The 17526-nt window shown below is 68.4% G+C and carries 18 protein-coding genes; 10 read left to right on the plus strand and 8 right to left on the minus strand.

Features of this window, described 5'->3' with window-relative positions:
• Positions 1-55 precede the first annotated feature (55 nt).
• Positions 56-802, minus strand: coding sequence for an IclR family transcriptional regulator (locus IEW85_RS05980; protein ID WP_188683719.1), 747 nt, complete (start codon positions 800-802; stop codon positions 56-58).
• 22 nt (positions 803-824) lie between these two features.
• Positions 825-2240, minus strand: a complete 1416-nt coding sequence (locus IEW85_RS05985; RefSeq protein ID WP_188683721.1) for an MFS transporter — start codon at positions 2238-2240, stop codon at positions 825-827.
• 154 nt (positions 2241-2394) lie between these two features.
• Between IEW85_RS05985 and IEW85_RS05990 the strand changes: the two genes are divergently transcribed.
• From IEW85_RS05990 to pcaC, 6 genes are all read left to right on the plus strand, one after another.
• Positions 2395-3147 carry an IclR family transcriptional regulator gene (locus IEW85_RS05990; RefSeq protein ID WP_188683723.1) on the plus strand — a complete coding sequence of 251 codons (753 nt, stop codon included), beginning with the start codon at positions 2395-2397 and terminating at the stop codon, positions 3145-3147.
• Between the two features lie 149 nt (positions 3148-3296).
• Complete coding sequence (pcaH, locus tag IEW85_RS05995) at positions 3297-4097, plus strand: protocatechuate 3,4-dioxygenase subunit beta (RefSeq protein ID WP_188683725.1); 801 nt, start codon at positions 3297-3299, stop codon at positions 4095-4097.
• A gap of 1 nt (position 4098) precedes the next feature.
• On the plus strand, positions 4099-4680 hold the full coding sequence (pcaG, locus tag IEW85_RS06000; RefSeq protein WP_188683727.1) for a protocatechuate 3,4-dioxygenase subunit alpha: 582 nt from the start codon (positions 4099-4101) through the stop codon (positions 4678-4680).
• The gene (locus IEW85_RS06005; protein WP_188683729.1) at positions 4677-6062 is read left to right on the plus strand and encodes a lyase family protein; all 1386 of its coding nucleotides are present in this window, start codon (positions 4677-4679) and stop codon (positions 6060-6062) included. The genes pcaG and IEW85_RS06005 overlap by 4 nt, the downstream gene beginning before the upstream one ends.
• On the plus strand, positions 6043-6861 hold the full coding sequence (locus tag IEW85_RS06010; RefSeq protein WP_188683731.1) for an alpha/beta fold hydrolase: 819 nt from the start codon (positions 6043-6045) through the stop codon (positions 6859-6861). Before IEW85_RS06005 ends, IEW85_RS06010 begins: the two co-directional genes overlap by 20 nt.
• Positions 6858-7256 (plus strand): 4-carboxymuconolactone decarboxylase, encoded by a 399-nt coding sequence (gene pcaC, locus IEW85_RS06015; RefSeq protein ID WP_188683733.1) that lies wholly within the window; start codon positions 6858-6860, stop codon positions 7254-7256. The genes IEW85_RS06010 and pcaC overlap by 4 nt, the downstream gene beginning before the upstream one ends.
• Before the next feature lie 6 nt (positions 7257-7262).
• On the opposite strand, the gene IEW85_RS06020 is transcribed toward pcaC, so the two are convergent.
• From IEW85_RS06020 to IEW85_RS06045, 6 genes are all read right to left on the minus strand, one after another.
• Positions 7263-7913 carry a TetR/AcrR family transcriptional regulator gene (locus IEW85_RS06020; RefSeq protein WP_188683735.1) on the minus strand — a complete coding sequence of 217 codons (651 nt, stop codon included), beginning with the start codon at positions 7911-7913 and terminating at the stop codon, positions 7263-7265.
• 77 nt (positions 7914-7990) lie between these two features.
• Complete coding sequence (locus IEW85_RS06025) at positions 7991-8995, minus strand: DctP family TRAP transporter solute-binding subunit (RefSeq protein ID WP_229658841.1); 1005 nt, start codon at positions 8993-8995, stop codon at positions 7991-7993.
• A 31-nt stretch (positions 8996-9026) separates the two neighbouring features.
• On the minus strand, positions 9027-9923 hold the full coding sequence (locus IEW85_RS06030) for a shikimate dehydrogenase (protein ID WP_188683739.1): 897 nt from the start codon (positions 9921-9923) through the stop codon (positions 9027-9029).
• Positions 9923-11197 (minus strand): TRAP transporter large permease, encoded by a 1275-nt coding sequence (locus IEW85_RS06035; protein ID WP_188683741.1) that lies wholly within the window; start codon positions 11195-11197, stop codon positions 9923-9925. The genes IEW85_RS06030 and IEW85_RS06035 overlap by 1 nt, the downstream gene beginning before the upstream one ends.
• Positions 11194-11739: a TRAP transporter small permease gene (locus IEW85_RS06040; RefSeq protein WP_188683743.1), complete on the minus strand. Its 546-nt coding sequence runs from the start codon at positions 11737-11739 to the stop codon at positions 11194-11196. The genes IEW85_RS06035 and IEW85_RS06040 overlap by 4 nt, the downstream gene beginning before the upstream one ends.
• 275 nt (positions 11740-12014) lie before the next feature.
• Positions 12015-13808 carry a sugar phosphate isomerase/epimerase and 4-hydroxyphenylpyruvate domain-containing protein gene (locus IEW85_RS06045; protein WP_188683745.1) on the minus strand — a complete coding sequence of 598 codons (1794 nt, stop codon included), beginning with the start codon at positions 13806-13808 and terminating at the stop codon, positions 12015-12017.
• A gap of 115 nt (positions 13809-13923) precedes the next feature.
• On the opposite strand from IEW85_RS06045, the gene IEW85_RS06050 reads away from it, so the two are divergent.
• From IEW85_RS06050 to IEW85_RS06065, 4 genes are all read left to right on the plus strand, one after another.
• Positions 13924-14760 carry an IclR family transcriptional regulator domain-containing protein gene (locus IEW85_RS06050; RefSeq protein ID WP_188683746.1) on the plus strand — a complete coding sequence of 279 codons (837 nt, stop codon included), beginning with the start codon at positions 13924-13926 and terminating at the stop codon, positions 14758-14760.
• Positions 14761-14909: 149 nt separating this feature from the next.
• Entirely contained in the window at positions 14910-16106 is a 1197-nt protein-coding gene (locus tag IEW85_RS06055; RefSeq protein WP_188683747.1) for a thiolase family protein, read from the plus strand.
• Positions 16107-16120: 14 nt separating this feature from the next.
• Positions 16121-16825 carry a 3-oxoacid CoA-transferase subunit A gene (locus tag IEW85_RS06060; protein WP_188683748.1) on the plus strand — a complete coding sequence of 235 codons (705 nt, stop codon included), beginning with the start codon at positions 16121-16123 and terminating at the stop codon, positions 16823-16825.
• Positions 16822-17481, plus strand: coding sequence for a 3-oxoacid CoA-transferase subunit B (locus tag IEW85_RS06065; RefSeq protein ID WP_188683749.1), 660 nt, complete (start codon positions 16822-16824; stop codon positions 17479-17481). Before IEW85_RS06060 ends, IEW85_RS06065 begins: the two co-directional genes overlap by 4 nt.
• The last annotated feature ends 45 nt before the right edge of the window (positions 17482-17526 follow it).

Genomic DNA, 17526 nt, shown 5'->3' on the forward strand with positions numbered 1-17526 from the left:
CCAGTCTCCTCGCAGGGAAGTGACGGGGGCCATGTGGCTTCCGTTGAATGGATGATCAGCTGGGCGTGCTGAGCCCGCGCTGAATGCCCCGTGCCGCGATCTGCAGCATCTGCACCCAGGGGGCGGGGCGGCGGGCGACCTCCTCGTCATCGGTGACGATGCCCAGCCCCGCCACCAGCTGCCGACCCTTCTGCCGGATCGGGACGGCCAGGCCGGTGATGTTCTCCTCGATGGCGCCGGTCTGGGCGCAGCAGCCGTGCTGGCGGATGAAGGCCAGGTGCTCCTCGCTCAGCCGAGGGGAGGCCTCGGCGTCGTCCTGGTGCTTCTCTCGGTAGAAGGCCTGGAACTCGGAGGAGGCGTGGGCCAGCAGCACCAGCCCAGTAGCCGAGGCGTGCAGCGGCAGGCGCCCGGCCACTCCGCCGTGGATCTCCGGGGCCTCGCGGGAGGAGAGTCGGTCCACGAAGAGCACGTCGAAGCCGTCGATCACGCCCAGCTGGACGTGCTGTCCCATCACCGCTTGGATGTCCGAGAGGTAGGGGCGGGAGAGCACGGCCAGCTTGGTGCGCCGGGAGGCCCGGTTGGTGATCTCCCAGAGCCGAGAGCCCACGGTGTAGCCGCCGGGCCGCTGATCCAGCCAGCCCAACCGGACCATATCCCCACAGACCCGGTGGGCCGTGGCCGGCGGCAGGCCGGCGCGACGGGCGATCTCAGCGGTGCTCAGTGCATCGTCCTCAGGGGTGAAGGCGTTGAGCACACGGTCCAGGCGCCCGATCAGCGCCTCACCGGTGGGGGAGTTGGCCATAGGTGGTTCTGCCTCCAGATCCTCAGCCTCGGCCGCTTCCGGCCTGTGCCGCTGTGCTGTTCTCCGCAGTGCTGCCGTCGGCGGTGCCCTCAGCGCGGACATCGGCCTGCTGCGGCAGGTGCAGGCGCAGCGTCAGGGCTGCGCCGGCCGCCAGCAGGACCACCAGGCCCGCACCGGTGTAGAGCGCGAAGGGAGTCCATCCCACATCCAGCAGGGAGCCGACGATGATCGGCGCCAGGATCGCACCGCAGCGCCCGACGCCGAGCGCGGCCCCCACACCGGTGGAGCGCAGCCGCGGCGAATAGGTCATCGGTGCCAGGGTATACAGTCCGGAGATGCAGCCGTTGATGATCATGCCCAGCCCGACGCCGGTGACCATGGCCAGCGCGTAGACATTGGTGGAGCTGATGAACACGAAGAACATCACCGCGGAGACCGTGGCGAAGGCGGCCAGGACCTTCCGTGCGTCCCAGCGTGCGGTGCAGACGCCGTAGAGCACTGCGCCCACTGTGCCGCCGAGCATCAGCATCACGCCGCCGAGGATGCCCTCCTCCGCGGTGAAGCCCACCTGGGTCAGCAGCTGCGGGGTCCAGGTGTTGGCGAAGTAGAAGCCGAACATGACGATGAAGAAGATCGCCCAGAGCACCAGGGTGTTGCGCAGGTTGGCCGGAGAGAACAGGGCCACATAGGAGTTCTTGGAGGCGGAGCCGGCGTCGTCGTCCTTCTCGGTCTGGACCGAGGCGAGCTCCACCGGTCCGGTGATCCCCAGGCTTCGTGCGATCCTCTCGGCCTGCTGCCGCGGGGCTTCAGAGTCCTCGTGCTGGCTGCGCACGGCCAGGAAGTCCAGGGACTCGGGCATCTTCGCCCAGACCAGTGCGCAGGCGGCCACCGTCAGGATGCCGCCGAGCAGGAAGACCGACTGCCAGCCGAAGTTCTGGATCAGCGGAATGGCCAGCATGCCACCGATGGAGGCCACCACCGGGTAGCCTGCGGCGAAGATGCTCAGGGCCAGGCCACGGTGCTTGCGGTTGGAGTACTCCGAGACCAGCACTGTCCCGGAGGCCAGGATGCCGCCCACGCCCAGTCCGGTCACCACGCGCCAGAGCATCAGCTCCGGCATGGAGGAGGCGGTGGCGGAGAGGAAGAGGCCTGCGGCGTTGACGACCAGAGCCACCAGCAGCATGGTGCGGCGGCCGAAGCGGTCGGCGAAGGGGCCCACGAAGGCCGCGCCCAGGGCCATGCCGATCAGCCCCCCGGAGAGCAGCAGGCCCAGTTCGGTGCTGCTGAGTCCGAAGTCCTCGGTGACGGCATTGGCGGTGAAGGCCATCGCCTGGACGTCATAGCCGTCCAGGCCCATGAGGAAGGTGGCCAGAGCGACGATGAGCCACTGGTGCAGCCCCATGGGGCGGTCATCGATCTGTTCCCGGATGCTCGGCATCAGTTCACCCTCATTTCTCGGTGGTGTGGGTCACATGGCTGGGTGGACACTAACCAGCTATGACCGCCATCACAACTTAGTCGGATTCTTCGCCAGGGAGAAATCATTCAATGGATGATCTCTTGACGCCCTGGCCTGTGGATACGATGTGTCCGTGGCAAATTCACCCAGCGGGGACGCAGTTCTGGACCGCATCCTGCGCATCTTCGAATCCCTGGAGCAGGAGGCGAGTCTGCGCCCGGCTGAGCTGGCCGAGGCGGCCGGGCTGCCGCGCACCACCGGCTATCGGATGATCCGCCAGCTGCTCGGCCGGGGCTTCCTGGCCAGAGACGATGACGGCTGCATCCAGCTGGGACAGCGGCTCTGGGAGATCGCCCAGCACACTCCGCTGAGCCGGACCCTGCGCAGCGCCGCCCTGCCGCTGATGGAGGATGTGAGCTCCGTGGTCGGTCAGACCACCCAGCTGGCCGTCCTGGATGAGGATGAGGTGCTGATCGTGGAGCGGCTCTCCCGGCAGGGCGCCGTGGCCAACCCTGCCGAAGTCGCCTCCCGGATGCCTGCCCACCTGACCTCGATGGGTCATGTCCTGCTGGCCTTCGGCCCGGCGCGCCGGGTGGAGGCCTTCCTGCAGGCTCATGAGGAGCGGATCCGCCGTGAGCGTCCCGAGCTGCGCCGAGAGCTGGCCGAGGCGCGCAGTCGCGGATACGCCAAGCTCAGCGGAGTCATCCACCAGGAGACCGCCGGGATCTCGGTGCCGGTGCTCGATGCCCGCGGGCAGGCTGCCGCGGCGCTGACCATCGTGGTCCCGCGCGACTGGGGGTCCCTGGCCCAGCCGCTGATGGCGCTGCAGACCGCCAGTCGTAGCATCGCCCGCGCCCTCGGTGCCGAGGGCGCGCTGGCGAGCTGATCCCGCGGAGGGGGCTGATCTCGTCGAGGCGGGCGGCCGAGGTCGGAAGCTGTGCCGTTGAATGGTATGCGCCTCGTCGCAGATGGTCCGCGCCGACCAAGCTGGTGAGAGTCACATCACAAGGCACTTCAGATGAGGAGTTCTGCCCGATGGCCGAGCCCAACACCAACCCCGATGCCGCTGTGACCTCTCAGGAGGAGATCAGCCAGGAGATCGGGACGCTGCACGAGAAGTACCGCACCAGCCTCCAGGCAGGCGGGCCGGAGGAGACCACCGCACGGCTGAACTTCCCGCCCTACCGCAGCTCCCTGCTGCGCCACCCCACCAAGAGCCTCCACCACACCGATCCGGAGGAGATCGAGCTGCACAGCCCGGCCTTCGGCGAGCGGGACGTCCACGCGCTGGAGTCGGATCTGACCATCCAGCACAACGGGGAGCCCCTGGGCGAGCGCATCATCGTCGCCGGGAAGGTGATCGACGGAGACGGCCGCCCCGTGGCGGGACAGCTCATCGAGGTCTGGCAGGCCAACGCCGCCGGACGCTACATCCATAAGCGCGATCAGCACCCCGCACCCATCGACCCCAACTTCACCGGTGTGGGCCGGGCGATCACCGGGGCAGACGGCAGCTACAGCTTCACCACCATCAAGCCGGCGCCCTACCCGTGGAAGAACCACTTCAACGCCTGGCGTCCGGCCCACATCCACTTCTCCATGTTCGGGACCGACTTCACTCAGCGGATCATCACCCAGATGTACTTCCCCGGGGACCCGCTGTTCTCCCTGGACCCGATCTATCAGTCCATCGTGGATCAGAACGCCCGGGACCGGCTGGTCGCCCAGTACGATCACTCGGTCTCCCAGCACGAGTGGGCCACGGGGTACCGTTGGGACATCGTGCTCAGCGGCAGCAACCGCACCTGGACCGAGGCCGATCAGGAGGAACACTGAGATGAAGCACATCCCGACGCCGGCCCAGACCGTCGGCCCCTTCTACGGCTACGCCCTGCCCTTCAAGGACGGGGAGAACCTCATCCACCCCTCCCGCCCCGGTGCGGTGCGGCTGCACGGCACGGTCACCGACGGAGACGGCGCCACCATCCCGGATGCGCTGCTGGAGATCTGGCAGCCCGACGCGGAGGGTGCCATCCCGCAGGAGACCGGCTCCCTGGTGCGCGACGGCTACACCTTCACCGGCTGGGGCCGCGCGACGGTGGACAACGTCGGCCACTACACCTTCACCACGCTGAACCCCGGCCCGACGGCGCCGGGCAAGGCCCCTTTCATCCTGCTGACGGTCTTCGCCCGAGGCCTGATGGACCGGCTCCACACCCGGATCTACCTGCCCGAGGACATCCAGGCGCTGGAGAACGATCCGCTGCTGAGCAGCCTGGAGGAGCCCGAGCGTCGCACGCTGATCGCCGAGCGTGAGGCCGACGGCGGCCTGCGCTTCGACATCCGCCTGCAGGGCGAGGGTCAGACCGCCTTCCTGTCCTACCCGCGCACCCCGCAGCAGGTAGGGGCCGCCGAATGACCGAGGACTCTCTGCTCTCCCCGTCATGGGCGGGCACAGAGGTCTCCTCGCTCACCGGAGACCAGGCGCTTCTGACTGCGCTGCTCGAGGCGGAGGCCGCCTGGGGCGAGGTGCTGGCCGAGGCCGGATTCGCTCAGGCCGCCGATGCGCAGGCGCTGCGGCGCATCGGCTCCGATCCCCGGGCCGTCCCCGGTCTGGCCCCGGAGGAGCTGGCGCGGGCCGCCGTCGGGGGAGGCAACCCCGTCATCCCGATGCTCGCCGCAGTCCGTGCTGAGCTGAAGGCCTCCGGTGCGGGGGATTCGGCACTGCACCGCGGCGCCACCAGCCAGGACATCCTGGATACGGCCCTGGTCCTGATGGTCAACCGTGCCGGGGCACAGATCCTCGCTGACGGCTATGCCGCCGCCGGTGGGCTGGCCGCCTTGGCCCAGGAGCATCGCAGCACGCTGTGTGCCGCGCGCTCGCTGACCAAGCACGCCCTGCCCACCGTCTTCGGGCTGCGGGCGGCCACCTGGTTGGACGGCGTGTCCGCGGCGCTGAAGGACCTGGAGCGTGCGCTGAGCCGACTGCCCCTGCAATGGGGCGGAGCAGCGGGCACCCAGGCCGCCCTGGTGGACTTTGCCGGGGCTGAGGAGGCCCGCGGGCTGACCGAGCAGCTGGCCGCCCGGCTGGGCCTGCCGGCGACGGGACGTCCCTGGCATGTCCAGCGCCAGCCGCTGCTGCAGGCGGCCTCCGCCGTGGCCGGACTGAGCTCCGCGCTGGGCAAGGCCGCAGGAGACGTGCTGATGCTCCAACGTCCCGAGGTCGCCGAGCTGCGCGAACCCACGGCCGCCGGCCGCGGAGGCTCCTCCGCCATGCCGCATAAGCAGAACCCGGTGCTCTCCACGCTGATCCGCTCGGCGGCGATCAGCACCCCCGGCCAGCTCTCCACGCTGTACTCCGCGGCCGCGATGGCTCAGGACGAGCGTCCCGACGGCGGCTGGCACGCCGAATGGGCGCCGCTGCGTGAGCTGCTGCGGCTCACCGGGGGAGCGGCAGACCGCGCCCGGGAGCTCTTCGGCGGCCTGGTGGTCGAAGCCGAACAGATGGCGCACAACCTGCGCCTGGACGGTGACCTGGTGCTCAGCGAACGGCTGATGGCCGCGCTGGGCCCGAAGATGCCCGGCGGCAAGGAGCAGCTCAAGGACCTGGTCACCCGCAGTGTGCAGGAGGGCAGAAGCCTGCGCGAACTGGTGACCGAGAGCTTCGCCGAGGCCGGGGCCGCGGAGCCCGAACGGCTGCCCGAGCTCTTCGATCCTGCCGATTACCTGGGACGTGCCCAGGAGTTCATCGATTCCGCTGTACATGATTTCAAGGAGCAGAATGACCAGCGCACCCGCTGACCGGCTGAGCCTGGCCGGATCCTGGCTGACCAGCCCCGAGGACGCCCCGGCGGAGAAGCCGCTGCTGATCGTGGGCCCCTCGCTGGGCACCAGTGTGGAGGCCCTCTGGCGTCCCGCCGTGAGCTTCCTGGAGAAGCGATTCCACGTGGTGGGCTGGGATCTGCCCGGCCACGGCGCGGGCACACCGGAGGCCGAGGCCTTCAGCATCACCGATCTGGCCCAGGGTGTGCGCCGGCTGACCGCAGCAGTGCGGCAGGAGGCTGGGCTGACCGGGCCTGCCTATTACGCAGGTGTCTCCATCGGCGGTGCCGTTGCCCAGCAGCTGGCCGTGGACGCCGAGGCTGAGCCCACCTTCGAGAAGGTCGTGGTGCTGTGCAGCGCGGCCAAGATCGGTGAGCCCGTCGCCTGGCGGGAGCGGGCCGAGTTCGTGGAGCAGGCCGGGACCCCCTCCATGGTGGAGGGTTCGGCCAAGCGCTGGTTCGCCCCCGGATTCATCGAGGCCCAGCCGGCCATCACCGCCGGGCTGCTGCACTCGCTGCAGAACTCCGACCGGCACTCCTACGCCCGCTGCTGCGAGGCATTGGGGGAGTTCGACCTGCGCGAGAAGCTCCGCGGGGCTGCTGTTCCGGTGCTGGCCGTGGCCGGTGCAGAGGATGCCGTCTGTCCGCCGGAGCAGGCTGAGCTGATCGCCCAGACCGTGCCGCAGGGGCGGCACGCTGTACTGGCCGACGTCGGGCATCTGGCCCCGGCCGAGGCTCCCGAACAGACCGCTGAGCTGATCAAGGAGTTCATCGCATGAGCGCTGATGAGATCTACCAGGAGGGCATGCGGGTCCGCCGTGAGGTCCTCTCCGATGCCCACGTGGACAACGCGGAGGCGAAGAAGGACGAGTTCACCTCCGAATTCCAGGAGCTGATCACCCGCTACGCCTGGGGCACCATCTGGACCCGCCCCGGACTGGAGCGCACCACCCGCTCGGCCATCACGCTGACCGCGATGATCGCCGGCGGCTATTGGCACGAGCTGGAGATGCACATCCGTGCCGCGCTGCGCAACGGCGTGACTCCGGATGAGATCAAGGAGATCTTCCTGCAGAGCGCGATCTACTGCTCCGTCCCGGCGGCCAATGTGGCCTTCGGCATCGGCCAGCGGGTGCTGGCTGAGGAGGCGGAGAAGAAGGAGTCCGAGGGCTGAGGCTCCTCAGTCCGCTGCGGCCCAGCGGACCACCACATCGCCGATCAGGCTGCGCATCTGATGCTGGCGCTGCGGCGAGGCGAACTCGCTGTCGAAGAGCACGCTGAAGGTATAGCGGTTGGCCACCTGGAATACGCAGTAGGAACTGATCAGCAGGTGCAGATCCAGGGCGTTGACCTCCTCGCGGAAGACGCCCTTCTTATGGCCCTGGGCGATGATCCCGTCCAGCACGCCCATCGCCGGGGTGTTCAGATCATGCAGGGACTCCAGTTCTGAGATGAACCGGCCGCGGTGGATGTTCTCGATGGCCACCAGTCGGATGAAGTCCGAATGCTTCAGGTGGTGGTCATAGGTCAGCACGGCCAGCCGGCGCAGCGCCTCGGCCGGCTCCAGCTCCTGGACCTGCAGGCTCTGCTCGGCCTCCCGGATGCCCCGGTAGGCCTCCTCCAGCACGGCCAGATAGAGCTGCTCCTTGCCGCCGAAGTAGTAGTAGATCATCCGCTTGGTGGTGCGGGTGCGGCGGGCGATCTCATCGATCCGCGCCCCCGAATAGCCGGAGTCGGCGAAGACCTCGGTGGCCACGGCCAGCACATCGGCCCGGGTGCGCTCCGGATCCCTCAGACGGGTGCTCCGGTCAGTGGTGTCAGGCTCGGTCATAGAAGCACCCTACTGAATCTGGGCCCGGGCAGGGGTGCCCCGGCCGGGCCCAGCACAGCAGTGCGGCGGCTGCGAGGTCACTCGGCGGAGCCGCGGATGGCTTCGAAGACCTCGAGGGACTCTCCGTCCAGGTTCTCCCCCAGATAGGTGTGGGACTGGTCGCGGAAGGTGTCGACGTCGACGTCGTCGATGACCTCGATCTCTCCGGAGGTCTCCCACCGGTCCAGAGTCTCCTGCTCCTCCTCTGCCACGCAGGTGGTGACCTCCTCCACGGCGTCGGAGACCGCGGTGCTGAGCACCTCCTGCTGCTCGGAGTCCAGCTCGTCCCAGACCTCGCCGATGATGATCAGGTTGGTGTTCAGCTGGTGGCCGCTCAGGCTCAGGTAGTCCTGGACCTCGGAGATGTTCTCCGACTCCACGATGTTGATCGGGTTCTCCTGGCCGTCCACTGCGCCCTGCTGCAGGGACAGGTAGATCTCCTCGTAGGCGACCTCGGTGGCATCGGCGCCCAGAGCCTGAGCGTTCATCAGGTACTGCGGGGACCCGGGGAAGCGGATGCGCAGACCATCGAGGTCCGCGGGCTCCTGGATGGGAGCATCAGCGGTGAAGTGCCGGGCCCCTGCGGACCAGGCGCCCAGCGTGTGGATCCCGGTCTCGGCCGCAAAGTCCTCGATCACTGGGTCTGAGGCCTCATCGGCCATGAAGTCAGCCAGATGCTGCTCATCGTCGAAGGCGTAGGCGGCGTCGAAGACGCTGACCGGCTCATAGACCGCGCCCAGGGCGGAGGCGCCTTGGACGTCGATGTCGATGTCGCCGGAGGAGACCGAGGCGATCCGGTCGGCGTCGCCGCCCAGCTGGCTGGAGCCGTAGGTCTCGATGGCGATGCCGGCGTCGGCCTCATTGACCTGCTCCTCGATCAGCTCGATCCCGCAGTCCACCTGCGGCTGACCCGGGTTATAGCTGTGGGCCAGGGTCAGCACAGTGGCATCGGGATCATCTGTGGCGTCCTCGCCGCAGGCGGTCAGGCCCAGCGCCGGCACCATCGCCAGCGCGGAGATCTTCATTGTGGTTGAGCGGTGCATCGTTCTTCCTTCCATCAGGGATGTTGGGCCATCAGATCTGTGGGGCGTGCTGCTCCTGGCGCTCCGCGGCGATCAGAGCGTTGAGGTCGGCGAGCATCGCGGAGCGGTCCGCCGTGCGCCCGGTGAAGATCTCGAACGCATCGGCGGCCTGGTGCATGGCCATGCCGGTGCCGGGGGTGGCCAGCGCCCCGGCCTTCCGGGCGGCCTGGAGCAGCACAGTGTCCACCGGGCGGTAGACCACATCGGCCACCCAGTGGCGGTCGGTGATCAGCTCCGCGCTGAACGGTGCGCCGGGGTGGTGGGCCATGCCGAAGGGTGTGGCATTGACGATGCCCTCGGCCGCGGCGGTCAGTGCGGGCAGATCCTCAGGATGGGCGCTGGCGGCGGTGAAGCCGTGGCTCTCCTGGACGCTGTGGCAGACTGCGGCCGCACGTTCGGCGTCGACATCCACCACGGTCAGGCTCTGCACGCCCCGCATCACCAGGGCATGGGCCACCGCTGATCCGGCCCCGCCGGCGCCCACCAGCACCACGCGGCCGCAGCCGGTGCCGCCCAGGGCATCGTCCAGGCTGGCGCGGAATCCGGTGACATCGGTGTTGTGGCCGATGGCGCGCTCGCCGTCGAAGACCACGGTGTTCACCGCGCCGATCATCTGGGCCGAGGGTGCCAGCTCATCCAGCAGCGGCAGCACCGTCTGCTTAGCGGGGTAGGTGATGTTCAGCCCGTCGAAGCCGGTGCGCCGAGCGAAGTCCAGCAGGCGGGCCAGATCGGCCGGGCCGTCCTGCTCGGCGTGGAACTCGATCCGCCGGTAGATCGAACGCAGCCCATGGCGCTGGCCCTCCAGCTCATGCAGGGGAGGGGTCAGCGAGGGGCCGATGCCCTGACCGATCAGAGCGGCGAGCACGGACGGAGCGGTCTGTGGGGGCATCAGAGTCCCAGCACCTCCGGGAGGAAGAGAATCGTGTCGGGGAAGAAGATGGTCAGCAGCAGAACGACCACCGCTGGCATCGCGAAGGGCAGCGCACCCTTGAAGACCTCGCCCACACGGGTCTCCGAGACTGCGGCGGTCACGAACAGGGCCGTGCCCACCGGCGGGGTCAGCAGACCCAGCATGAGGGAGAAGATCAGCACGACGCCGAGAGTGATCGGGTCGATCTCATACTGCAGCCCGATGGGCAGCAGGATCGGTACCACCAGCACCAGGATGGCGGTGGCGTCGATGACGGTGCCCAGCACCAGCATCAGCAGGGAGACCAGCAGCATGAAGACCACGGGACTCTCGGTGATGCTGACGAAGACTTCGGTCAGCAGCTGCGGCAGCCGTTCCATGGCTAGGATATGGCCCAGCAGCGCGGCTGCGGCGACGATCAGCATGATCCCGCCTGTGGTCACCACAGTCTCGCGGATGGCTGTGAGCAGGCCCTTGAGGCTCAGCGAACGGAGGACCAGCGCGATCAGCAGCACATAGATCACCGCGACGGCGGCGGCCTCGGTGGGAGTGAAGAAACCGCCGAGGATCCCACCCAGGATGATCACCGGGGTCAGGGCGGGCAGGAGCACGCCGCGGACGGAGGCGAAGAACTCCTGCTTGTCGAAACGCCCGGCGGTGAGGTTCGGCTGGCGCCGGACCATCAGCCAGACCACGGCGCACAGGCCCAGGGCCATCAGCAGCGCCGGGACCACGGAGGCCGCGAAGAGCGCGCCGGTGGAGGCCGCGGCCAGCCCTGCGTAGATCACCGCGGGGATGCTGGGCGGCATCACCGGGGCGATCAGCGAGGAGGAGGCTGACAGGCCGGTGGCGAAGCGGCGGCTGTAGCCGTTGCGCAGCATGGCGGGGATCTGGACCTTTCCCAGTGCGGCGGCGTCGGCCACAGCGGAGCCGCTCATCCAGGAGAAGCCCACGCTGCCGCCCACGGTCACATAGCCGAGGTTGCCGCGGACTCGGGCCAGTGCGGCCAAGGCGAAGCGGAACAGCCGGTCGGCCAGTCCCGCGTGATTGGCCAGGGCGCCCAGAAAGACGAACAGCGGGACGGCCAGCAGCGGGAAGCTCTGCGCGGCGTTGGTGACCTGGCGCAGGCTCATGCCGGAGGACTGTCCGTCCAGGAGCATGTAGGCCAGGGAGGGCCCCAGGAAGGCGAAGGCCACCGGGACGCGCAGGATCAGCAGGATGGCGATGGCCAGTCCGAGCAGCAGCAGGCTCATGCGTTCCGCTCCTTCGAATCGGTGGCGGGGGAGTGTTCTCCCGCGGACAGCAGGGGTCCACAGCGAGCGACGACGTAGGCCGCCAGCAGCGAGCGGATGATCGTGCTGATCATGCCGGCCAGCACGGGGATGTAGACCACGGACATGGGAAGGCCCAGCACAGGGGAGCTGATCTGGCCTTCGGTGCTGACCAGGCTCCAGGCTTCGCAGCTCAGTCCCACGGCCACCACTGCGACGATCAGCAGAGAGAACACCTGCACAGTGCGCACCAGGCGCGGTGCGGGGAGGGTGTCGACGACCTCCAGAGTGATGTGGCCGCGCAGGGTGACCAGGATTCCGGCCACGGAGAAGGTCAGCCAGGCCATGGCGAAGCGCGAGAGCTCGCCGGTCCAGGCCGCGCCCTCGCCGGGCATATAACGCTGGGCCGCCTGCATGAAGACCAGCACCAGGATCATCAGAAGCATCAGCGCGCCGAAGGCCAGCTCGAGGCGCGTCATCGCGCTGAGCAGCCGGCGGGCTGCGGGGTGTTGGGGTTCGATCACGGTAGTCCTCAGGTCGCGAAAGGTGGTCTGTGCCACATGGATGAGAGATAACGTACCGGTTCGTACATTAGTGTGTCAAAGCTCACGTATGGGTGATCGAGGTGGGTGCTCCGGCAGGCCCGCGAGCTGGCGCAGGGGCCGGTGTGAGGCGGTGTGGCCGGGGCATGGGGCGGCGAGTGGTTGAGCTCGGCATCCCGGTTGTGTGGGCACTTTGAGACGTTCTCAGCCGGCGTCGGGCGCTCAGAGCATCTGAAAGTGCCCACACAACTCGGGGGTCAGCTGCGCTGGGCGGCGAGGCGGACGGGGGCGTTCGGGGCGCCGTAGCCGTCGTAGTCGCCGATCCGCTCCACCATCTCCAGGAACACGTCGCCCAAAGTGGGCGTGTAGAAGTGGATGAACTCGCCAGAGTCGCTGCGGTCATAGAGCAGGTCCAGCTCCTGAAGCTCCGTCAGGAAGTTCTCCTGCAGCCCGAACTTCGCACGAAGATCGGCGTAGTAGTTGTCCGGCACCTTCAGGAACTGGAGACCCCGACGCCGAGCGGCCCGGGCGAGCTCCACGATCCCGGTGCAGCCCACGGCCACATGGCGCGCCGGCATCGGCGCGGTCGGGGGAGCGAGGTTCAGCGGGAGTCTCACCGCTCCGTCGGTGCTGCGCATCACCTGGCTGCGCACCAGACCCTGCGGGCCCGGCACGTCCTGGGCGTCCTGCGAGGAGAGGCCCAGCACGCTGTGGAAGAACAGCACCGCCTCCTCGAACTCATGCCAGCGGTAGGAGAGGTTGATGTGGTCCACACAGGCCGCGCGGGACCCGGAGCGCCCCGAGCCGTCGAAACTTTCGGCGTCGCCGCCCTCGAACTCGCGGATCCAGGTGCCCTCCGGGGGCTGGTCGTTCCAATAGACCACCGTCCCGTCCGGTGCCGCCACCGGATGCAGCACATGCTCCCCGGCGTAGGTGCGGCGGAACACTGCCGGGGCCCCCAACGCGGCGCCGCGGCGGGCCGCCTGTTCGGCGCTGTCCACGCGAACCCCCACAGCGGAGAGCCGTGGGCTGTCCTCGCGGCTCTGCTCGTTGAGGATGATCCGGGACTCGCCCAGGGACCACAGCCGCACGGGCTTGCTGCGGTGCTTGCCGCCGAAGGTGAAGCCCAGCTGAGCGAGCATCTCGTCCACATCGTCCAGAGAGTTCCCGCTGATCTCCACGAAGTCCACATCCTGCAGCGGCTGCGGATCTTCCAGGCGGTCGGTCTCCCAGCTGTTGGCCGCAGCGGTGCGGTCGGCCAGCCAGGTCAGCGAGCGGCGGGCGTGGGCGGCGGTGCTGACCACATCAGTCTGGCGGAAGGTGTCGTTGAAGACCTCCAGGGACAGCGGGCCGCGGTATCCGGCGCGCAGCACGTGGGTCAGGAAGGCCGTCAGGTCGAAGGAGCCCTCGCCAGGGAAGAGGCGGTGGTGGCGGCTCCAGGAGAGGACGTCCATATCCAGCTGCGGGGCATCGGCCAGCTGTAGGAAGTAGATCTTCTCCCCGGGGATCTGCTCGATGGCGGAGGGGTCGTGTCCGCGGGCCAGGATGTGGAAGCTGTCCAGGCAGGTGCCCAGATTGGGGCGGTCGGCCATCTCCACCAGCTTCCAGGCATGCCGGTAGTCGTTGACGAACCGGCCCCAGGCCAAGGCCTCATAGGCGATCCGGATGTCGTAGCCGGCGGCCAGGTCGGCCAGTCTGCCCAGCTGCTCGGCCACGCGGGCGTCATCGTCCACGGTGGCGGTGCCGGCGTTGCTGCAGACCAGCACGGTGTCCGCGCCCAGGCGCCGCATCAGCTGGAACTTCTCCTCGGCCCGTCGCAGGTTGTCCTGCAGCGGCTCCTCCTCCACACCTTCGAAGTCGCGGAAGGGCTGGAAGAGGTCGATGCTCAGACCCAGGCGCTCGCAGAGGGTACGGATCTCCTCCGGAGACTCATAGGAGACGAGCAGGTCGGTGTCCATGATCTCCACGCCGTCGAAGCCTGCCTCGGCGCAGGCATGCAGTTTGGCGGTGAGGCTTCCGGAGAGGCAGACAGTGGCGATGGAGGTACGCATGCGTGCAATGTACCAAACATTACATTAGCTGGATATGGTGAGCCTCCGGCCTCGGATCGGCGCGATCGCGGGGATCTGCCCCGACCGCCTCGCGCAGGTCGGTACACTCGCGGATATGGAGGACCACGCTGTTGAGGGAGTCGACGCCGGCATCGGACGCAATGAATTCGTCCGTTCGCTGGCCACGGGGCTGAGCGTTTTGGAGAGCTTCACCCCGCTGGAGCCGCGGCTGACCGTCTCCGAGGTGGCGCAGCGCAGCGGGGTCAGTCGGGCCACGGCGCGGCGCATGCTGCTGACCCTGGACAGCCTCGGCTATGCCCACAGCGACGGCCGCCATTTCGAGCTCACCCCCAAGGTCCTCGGACTGGGCCGCGGGTACTGGTCCGGGCGCGGTTGGCATGAGCTGCTGCGCCCCTGGGTGGACAGCCTCTCGGCCTCCGTGGGGGAGTCCTGCTCAGCGGCCATCCTCGCCGAGGACGACGTCATGTACGTCTGCCGCGTGCATACCCGACGGATCATGCGGATCGACCTCGGCCTGGGCACCCGGCTGCCCGCCTTCGCCACCTCCATGGGCAGAGTCCTGCTGGCCGGACTGGAGGGTCAGGAGCTGGGCCGGCGGCTGGAGCGGATGGACCGACCGCAGCTGACCGAGCACACACTCACCGACCCTGCGCGCCTGGCCGAGGAGGTCACCCGCGCCCGAGAAGCCGGCCACGCCGTGGTGGATGAGGAGCTGGAGCTCGGTCTGCGCTCGGTGGCAGTGCCGGTCCATGATGCGGAGGGGCGCACAGTTCTTGCGCTGAACACCTCCATGTCGGCCGGGCGCGAGCCGTTGCAGGAATCGGTGGGGCGCGTGCTGCCTGCGCTGAAGGCCTCGGCGGCCTCGGTGGAGGAGCTGGTGCACTCGCTGGGCCGCGAAGTGGACCGGCTGGTGCTCCCCACCGCCTCCTGAGCAGGTCCATCTCCGGCGGCTCTCTCATTCGGGAGGAATGGTCGCCGCTGAATCTGGCTGAACGCTGATGGTGGGGCTATGATGTGAACGTATAGCGCACGGATGTTTGCATAGCGCACAAATCAGGAGTGGGCAGATAGGAGAAGACCATGCAGGACGTGTTCGTCTACGACGGTGTGCGGACCCCTTTCGGAAAGGTCGGGGGAGCGCTGGCCGGCACTCGTCCGGATGATCTGGCCGAGACAGTCATCAGTGCCGCCGTGGAGCGCGCCCCCGGACTCAGCCCCGAGAACGCGGCCGAGACGGTGGGTGAGGTCATCTTCGGCAACGCCAACGGCGCCGGCGAGGAGAATCGCAACGTGGCCCGCATGGCCTGGCTTCTGGCCGGACTCCCCGTCAGCGTCCCGGCCACCACCGTCAATCGGCTCTGCGGCTCCTCCCTGGACGCCGCCATCGGCGGAACCCGCCAGATCTCGCTGGGAGAGACCGACGTGGTGCTCGCCGGCGGTGTGGAATCCATGTCCCGGGCACCCTGGATCCTGCCCAAGACCGAGCGCCCGTTCCCCATGCAGAATCTCCAGCTGGCCAACTCCACACTGGGCTGGCGGCTGATCAATGACCGCATGCCCGCCGAGTGGACCGTTTCCCTGGGCGAGGCCACCGAGCAGCTGCGTGAGAAGCACGGCATCACCCGTGAGCGCCAAGACGAGTTCGCCGCCGTCTCCCATGAGAAGGCCGCCGCCGCCTGGGAGAAGGGGCACTATGACGATCTGATCGTGCCCGTGCCCGAGGTGGAGCTCAGCCGCGACGAGACCATCCGCGAAGGCGTGACCACAGAGAAGCTCGCCGGGCTCAAGACTGTCTTCCGCAAGCAGGACGGCACTGTCACCGCAGGCAACGCCTCACCTATGAACGACGGTGCCTCCGCCGTCTGGCTGGGCTCCGAGGTCGGCGGGCAGAAGCTCGGCCTGACCCCTCAGGCGCGCATCGCCGGATGGGGTGCCGCGGCCAATGAGCCCCAGTACTTCGGCTACGCGCCGGTGGAGGCCAGCGCCAAGGCGCTCAAGCACGCCGGCATCACCTGGCAGGACGTGGAGGCGGTGGAGCTCAACGAGGCCTTCGCCGCCCAGTCCCTGGCCTGCCTGGATGCCTGGGACATCGACCCGGCCATCCTCAACGCATGGGGCGGAGCCATCGCCATCGGCCACCCACTGGGTGCCTCCGGCACCCGCGTGCTGGCCACACTGGCCCGCCGTATGGAGGTCAGCGGTGCCCGCTGGGGCGTGGCCACCCTCTGCATCGGCGTCGGCCAGGGCCTGTCCGTCGTCCTCGAGAACGCGGCCTGAGAGAAAGGAAGATCATGGCTGTAGAGATTGCACCGAGCACCACGGAGGCCGTGGCCGGGATCGGCGACGGCGCCACCGTGCTGATGGGTGGCTTCGGCAACGCCGGCCAGGCCCATGAGCTCATCGACGCCCTGCTGGACTCCGGGGCCACCGATCTGACCGTGGTCAGCAACAACGCAGGACAAGGCGACGCCGGTCTGGCCCTGTTGGTCAAGGAGCGCAGGGTCGCCAAAGTGATCTGCTCCTTCCCGCGCCAGTCCGACTCCTGGCACTTCGACGAGGCCTACCGCGGCGGAGAGATCGAGCTGGAGCTGGTCCCTCAGGGCAACCTGGCCGAGCGGCTGCGCGCCGCAGGGGCCGGCATCGGGGCCTTCTTCACCCCCACCGGCTATGGCACCACGCTGGCCGAGGGCAAGGAGACCCGCACCATCGATGGCCGCAACTACGTGCTGGAGCACCCGCTGCGCGGCGATGTCGCACTGATCAAGGGGCTGGCAGCCGATGAGCAGGGCAATCTGATCTACCGCAAGACCGCCCGGAACTTCGGGCCGGTCATGGCGGCCGCCGCGCACCGCACCGTGGCCCAGGTGGAGCAGATCCTGCCCGCCGGGGACCTCGACCCGGAGAACATCATCACCCCGGGCATCTACGTCGATGTGATCACTCAGGTCTCCACCGCCTCCGGAGAGGCCGCTCAGAAGGAAGGACGCCTGCGATGAACGACGTTCTGGACCGCGACCAGCTGGCCCGCCTGGTGGCCGCAGACATCGCCCCCGGATCCTACGTGAACCTCGGTATCGGCCAGCCCACCAAGGTCTCCGACCATCTGACCGACGAGCAGGGGGTCACCCTCCACACCGAGAACGGCATGCTGGGCATGGGGCCGGCCGCGGCGGAGGATGAGATCGACGGCGACCTCATCAACGCCGGCAAGATCCCGGTGACCGAACAGGCTGGAGCCAGCTACTTCCACCACGCCGACTCCTTCGCCATGATGCGCGGCGGGCACCTGGACGTCTGCGTCCTGGGCGCATTCCAGGTCTCGGCCGCCGGAGACCTGGCCAACTGGTCCACCGGCGCACCCGGGGCCATCCCGGCCGTGGGTGGTGCGATGGACCTGGCCATCGGCGCCAAAGACGTCTTCGTGATGATGAGCCTCTTCGCCAAGGACGGCAGTCCCAAGATCGTCCCCGAGCTGTCCTACCCGGCCACCGGACTGGGCTGCGTCACCCGGGTCTACACCGATCACGGGGTCTTCCTGATCCAGCGCGAGGGTGAGGAGTCCCACGTGGTCCTGCGCGAGGCCTACGGGCTCAGCGTGGCAGAGATCCAGGAGCGCCTGGAGGTCTCGGTGGTGGACGGCAGCGGCTCCTGACACGTCTGCCGAAAACCCTGTTGCCACTCCATGGGAGACTCTCTG

Source organism: Nesterenkonia cremea (assembly GCF_014642675.1).
Taxonomy (GTDB): domain Bacteria; phylum Actinomycetota; class Actinomycetes; order Actinomycetales; family Micrococcaceae; genus Nesterenkonia; species Nesterenkonia cremea.

What these genes read in the sequence shown, in the direction of transcription:
- IEW85_RS06050 (WP_188683746.1), top strand. Translation starts at nt 13,924, where the DNA reads ATGGAGGACCACGCTGTTGAGGGAGTCGACGCCGGCATCGGACGCAAT.
- IEW85_RS06065 (WP_188683749.1), top strand. Translation starts at nt 16,822, where the DNA reads ATGAACGACGTTCTGGACCGCGACCAGCTGGCCCGCCTGGTGGCCGCA.
- pcaG (WP_188683727.1), top strand. Translation starts at nt 4,099, where the DNA reads ATGAAGCACATCCCGACGCCGGCCCAGACCGTCGGCCCCTTCTACGGC.
- pcaH (WP_188683725.1), top strand. Translation starts at nt 3,297, where the DNA reads ATGGCCGAGCCCAACACCAACCCCGATGCCGCTGTGACCTCTCAGGAG.
- IEW85_RS06030 (WP_188683739.1), bottom strand. Translation starts at nt 9,923, where the DNA reads ATGCCCCCACAGACCGCTCCGTCCGTGCTCGCCGCTCTGATCGGTCAG.
- IEW85_RS06060 (WP_188683748.1), top strand. Translation starts at nt 16,121, where the DNA reads ATGGCTGTAGAGATTGCACCGAGCACCACGGAGGCCGTGGCCGGGATC.
- IEW85_RS06045 (WP_188683745.1), bottom strand. Translation starts at nt 13,808, where the DNA reads ATGCGTACCTCCATCGCCACTGTCTGCCTCTCCGGAAGCCTCACCGCC.
- pcaC (WP_188683733.1), top strand. Translation starts at nt 6,858, where the DNA reads ATGAGCGCTGATGAGATCTACCAGGAGGGCATGCGGGTCCGCCGTGAG.
- IEW85_RS06055 (WP_188683747.1), top strand. Translation starts at nt 14,910, where the DNA reads ATGCAGGACGTGTTCGTCTACGACGGTGTGCGGACCCCTTTCGGAAAG.
- IEW85_RS06020 (WP_188683735.1), bottom strand. Translation starts at nt 7,913, where the DNA reads ATGACCGAGCCTGACACCACTGACCGGAGCACCCGTCTGAGGGATCCG.
- IEW85_RS05980 (WP_188683719.1), bottom strand. Translation starts at nt 802, where the DNA reads ATGGCCAACTCCCCCACCGGTGAGGCGCTGATCGGGCGCCTGGACCGT.
- IEW85_RS06025 (WP_229658841.1), bottom strand. Translation starts at nt 8,995, where the DNA reads ATGCACCGCTCAACCACAATGAAGATCTCCGCGCTGGCGATGGTGCCG.
- IEW85_RS05985 (WP_188683721.1), bottom strand. Translation starts at nt 2,240, where the DNA reads ATGCCGAGCATCCGGGAACAGATCGATGACCGCCCCATGGGGCTGCAC.
- IEW85_RS06005 (WP_188683729.1), top strand. Translation starts at nt 4,677, where the DNA reads ATGACCGAGGACTCTCTGCTCTCCCCGTCATGGGCGGGCACAGAGGTC.
- IEW85_RS06010 (WP_188683731.1), top strand. Translation starts at nt 6,043, where the DNA reads ATGACCAGCGCACCCGCTGACCGGCTGAGCCTGGCCGGATCCTGGCTG.
- IEW85_RS06035 (WP_188683741.1), bottom strand. Translation starts at nt 11,197, where the DNA reads ATGAGCCTGCTGCTGCTCGGACTGGCCATCGCCATCCTGCTGATCCTG.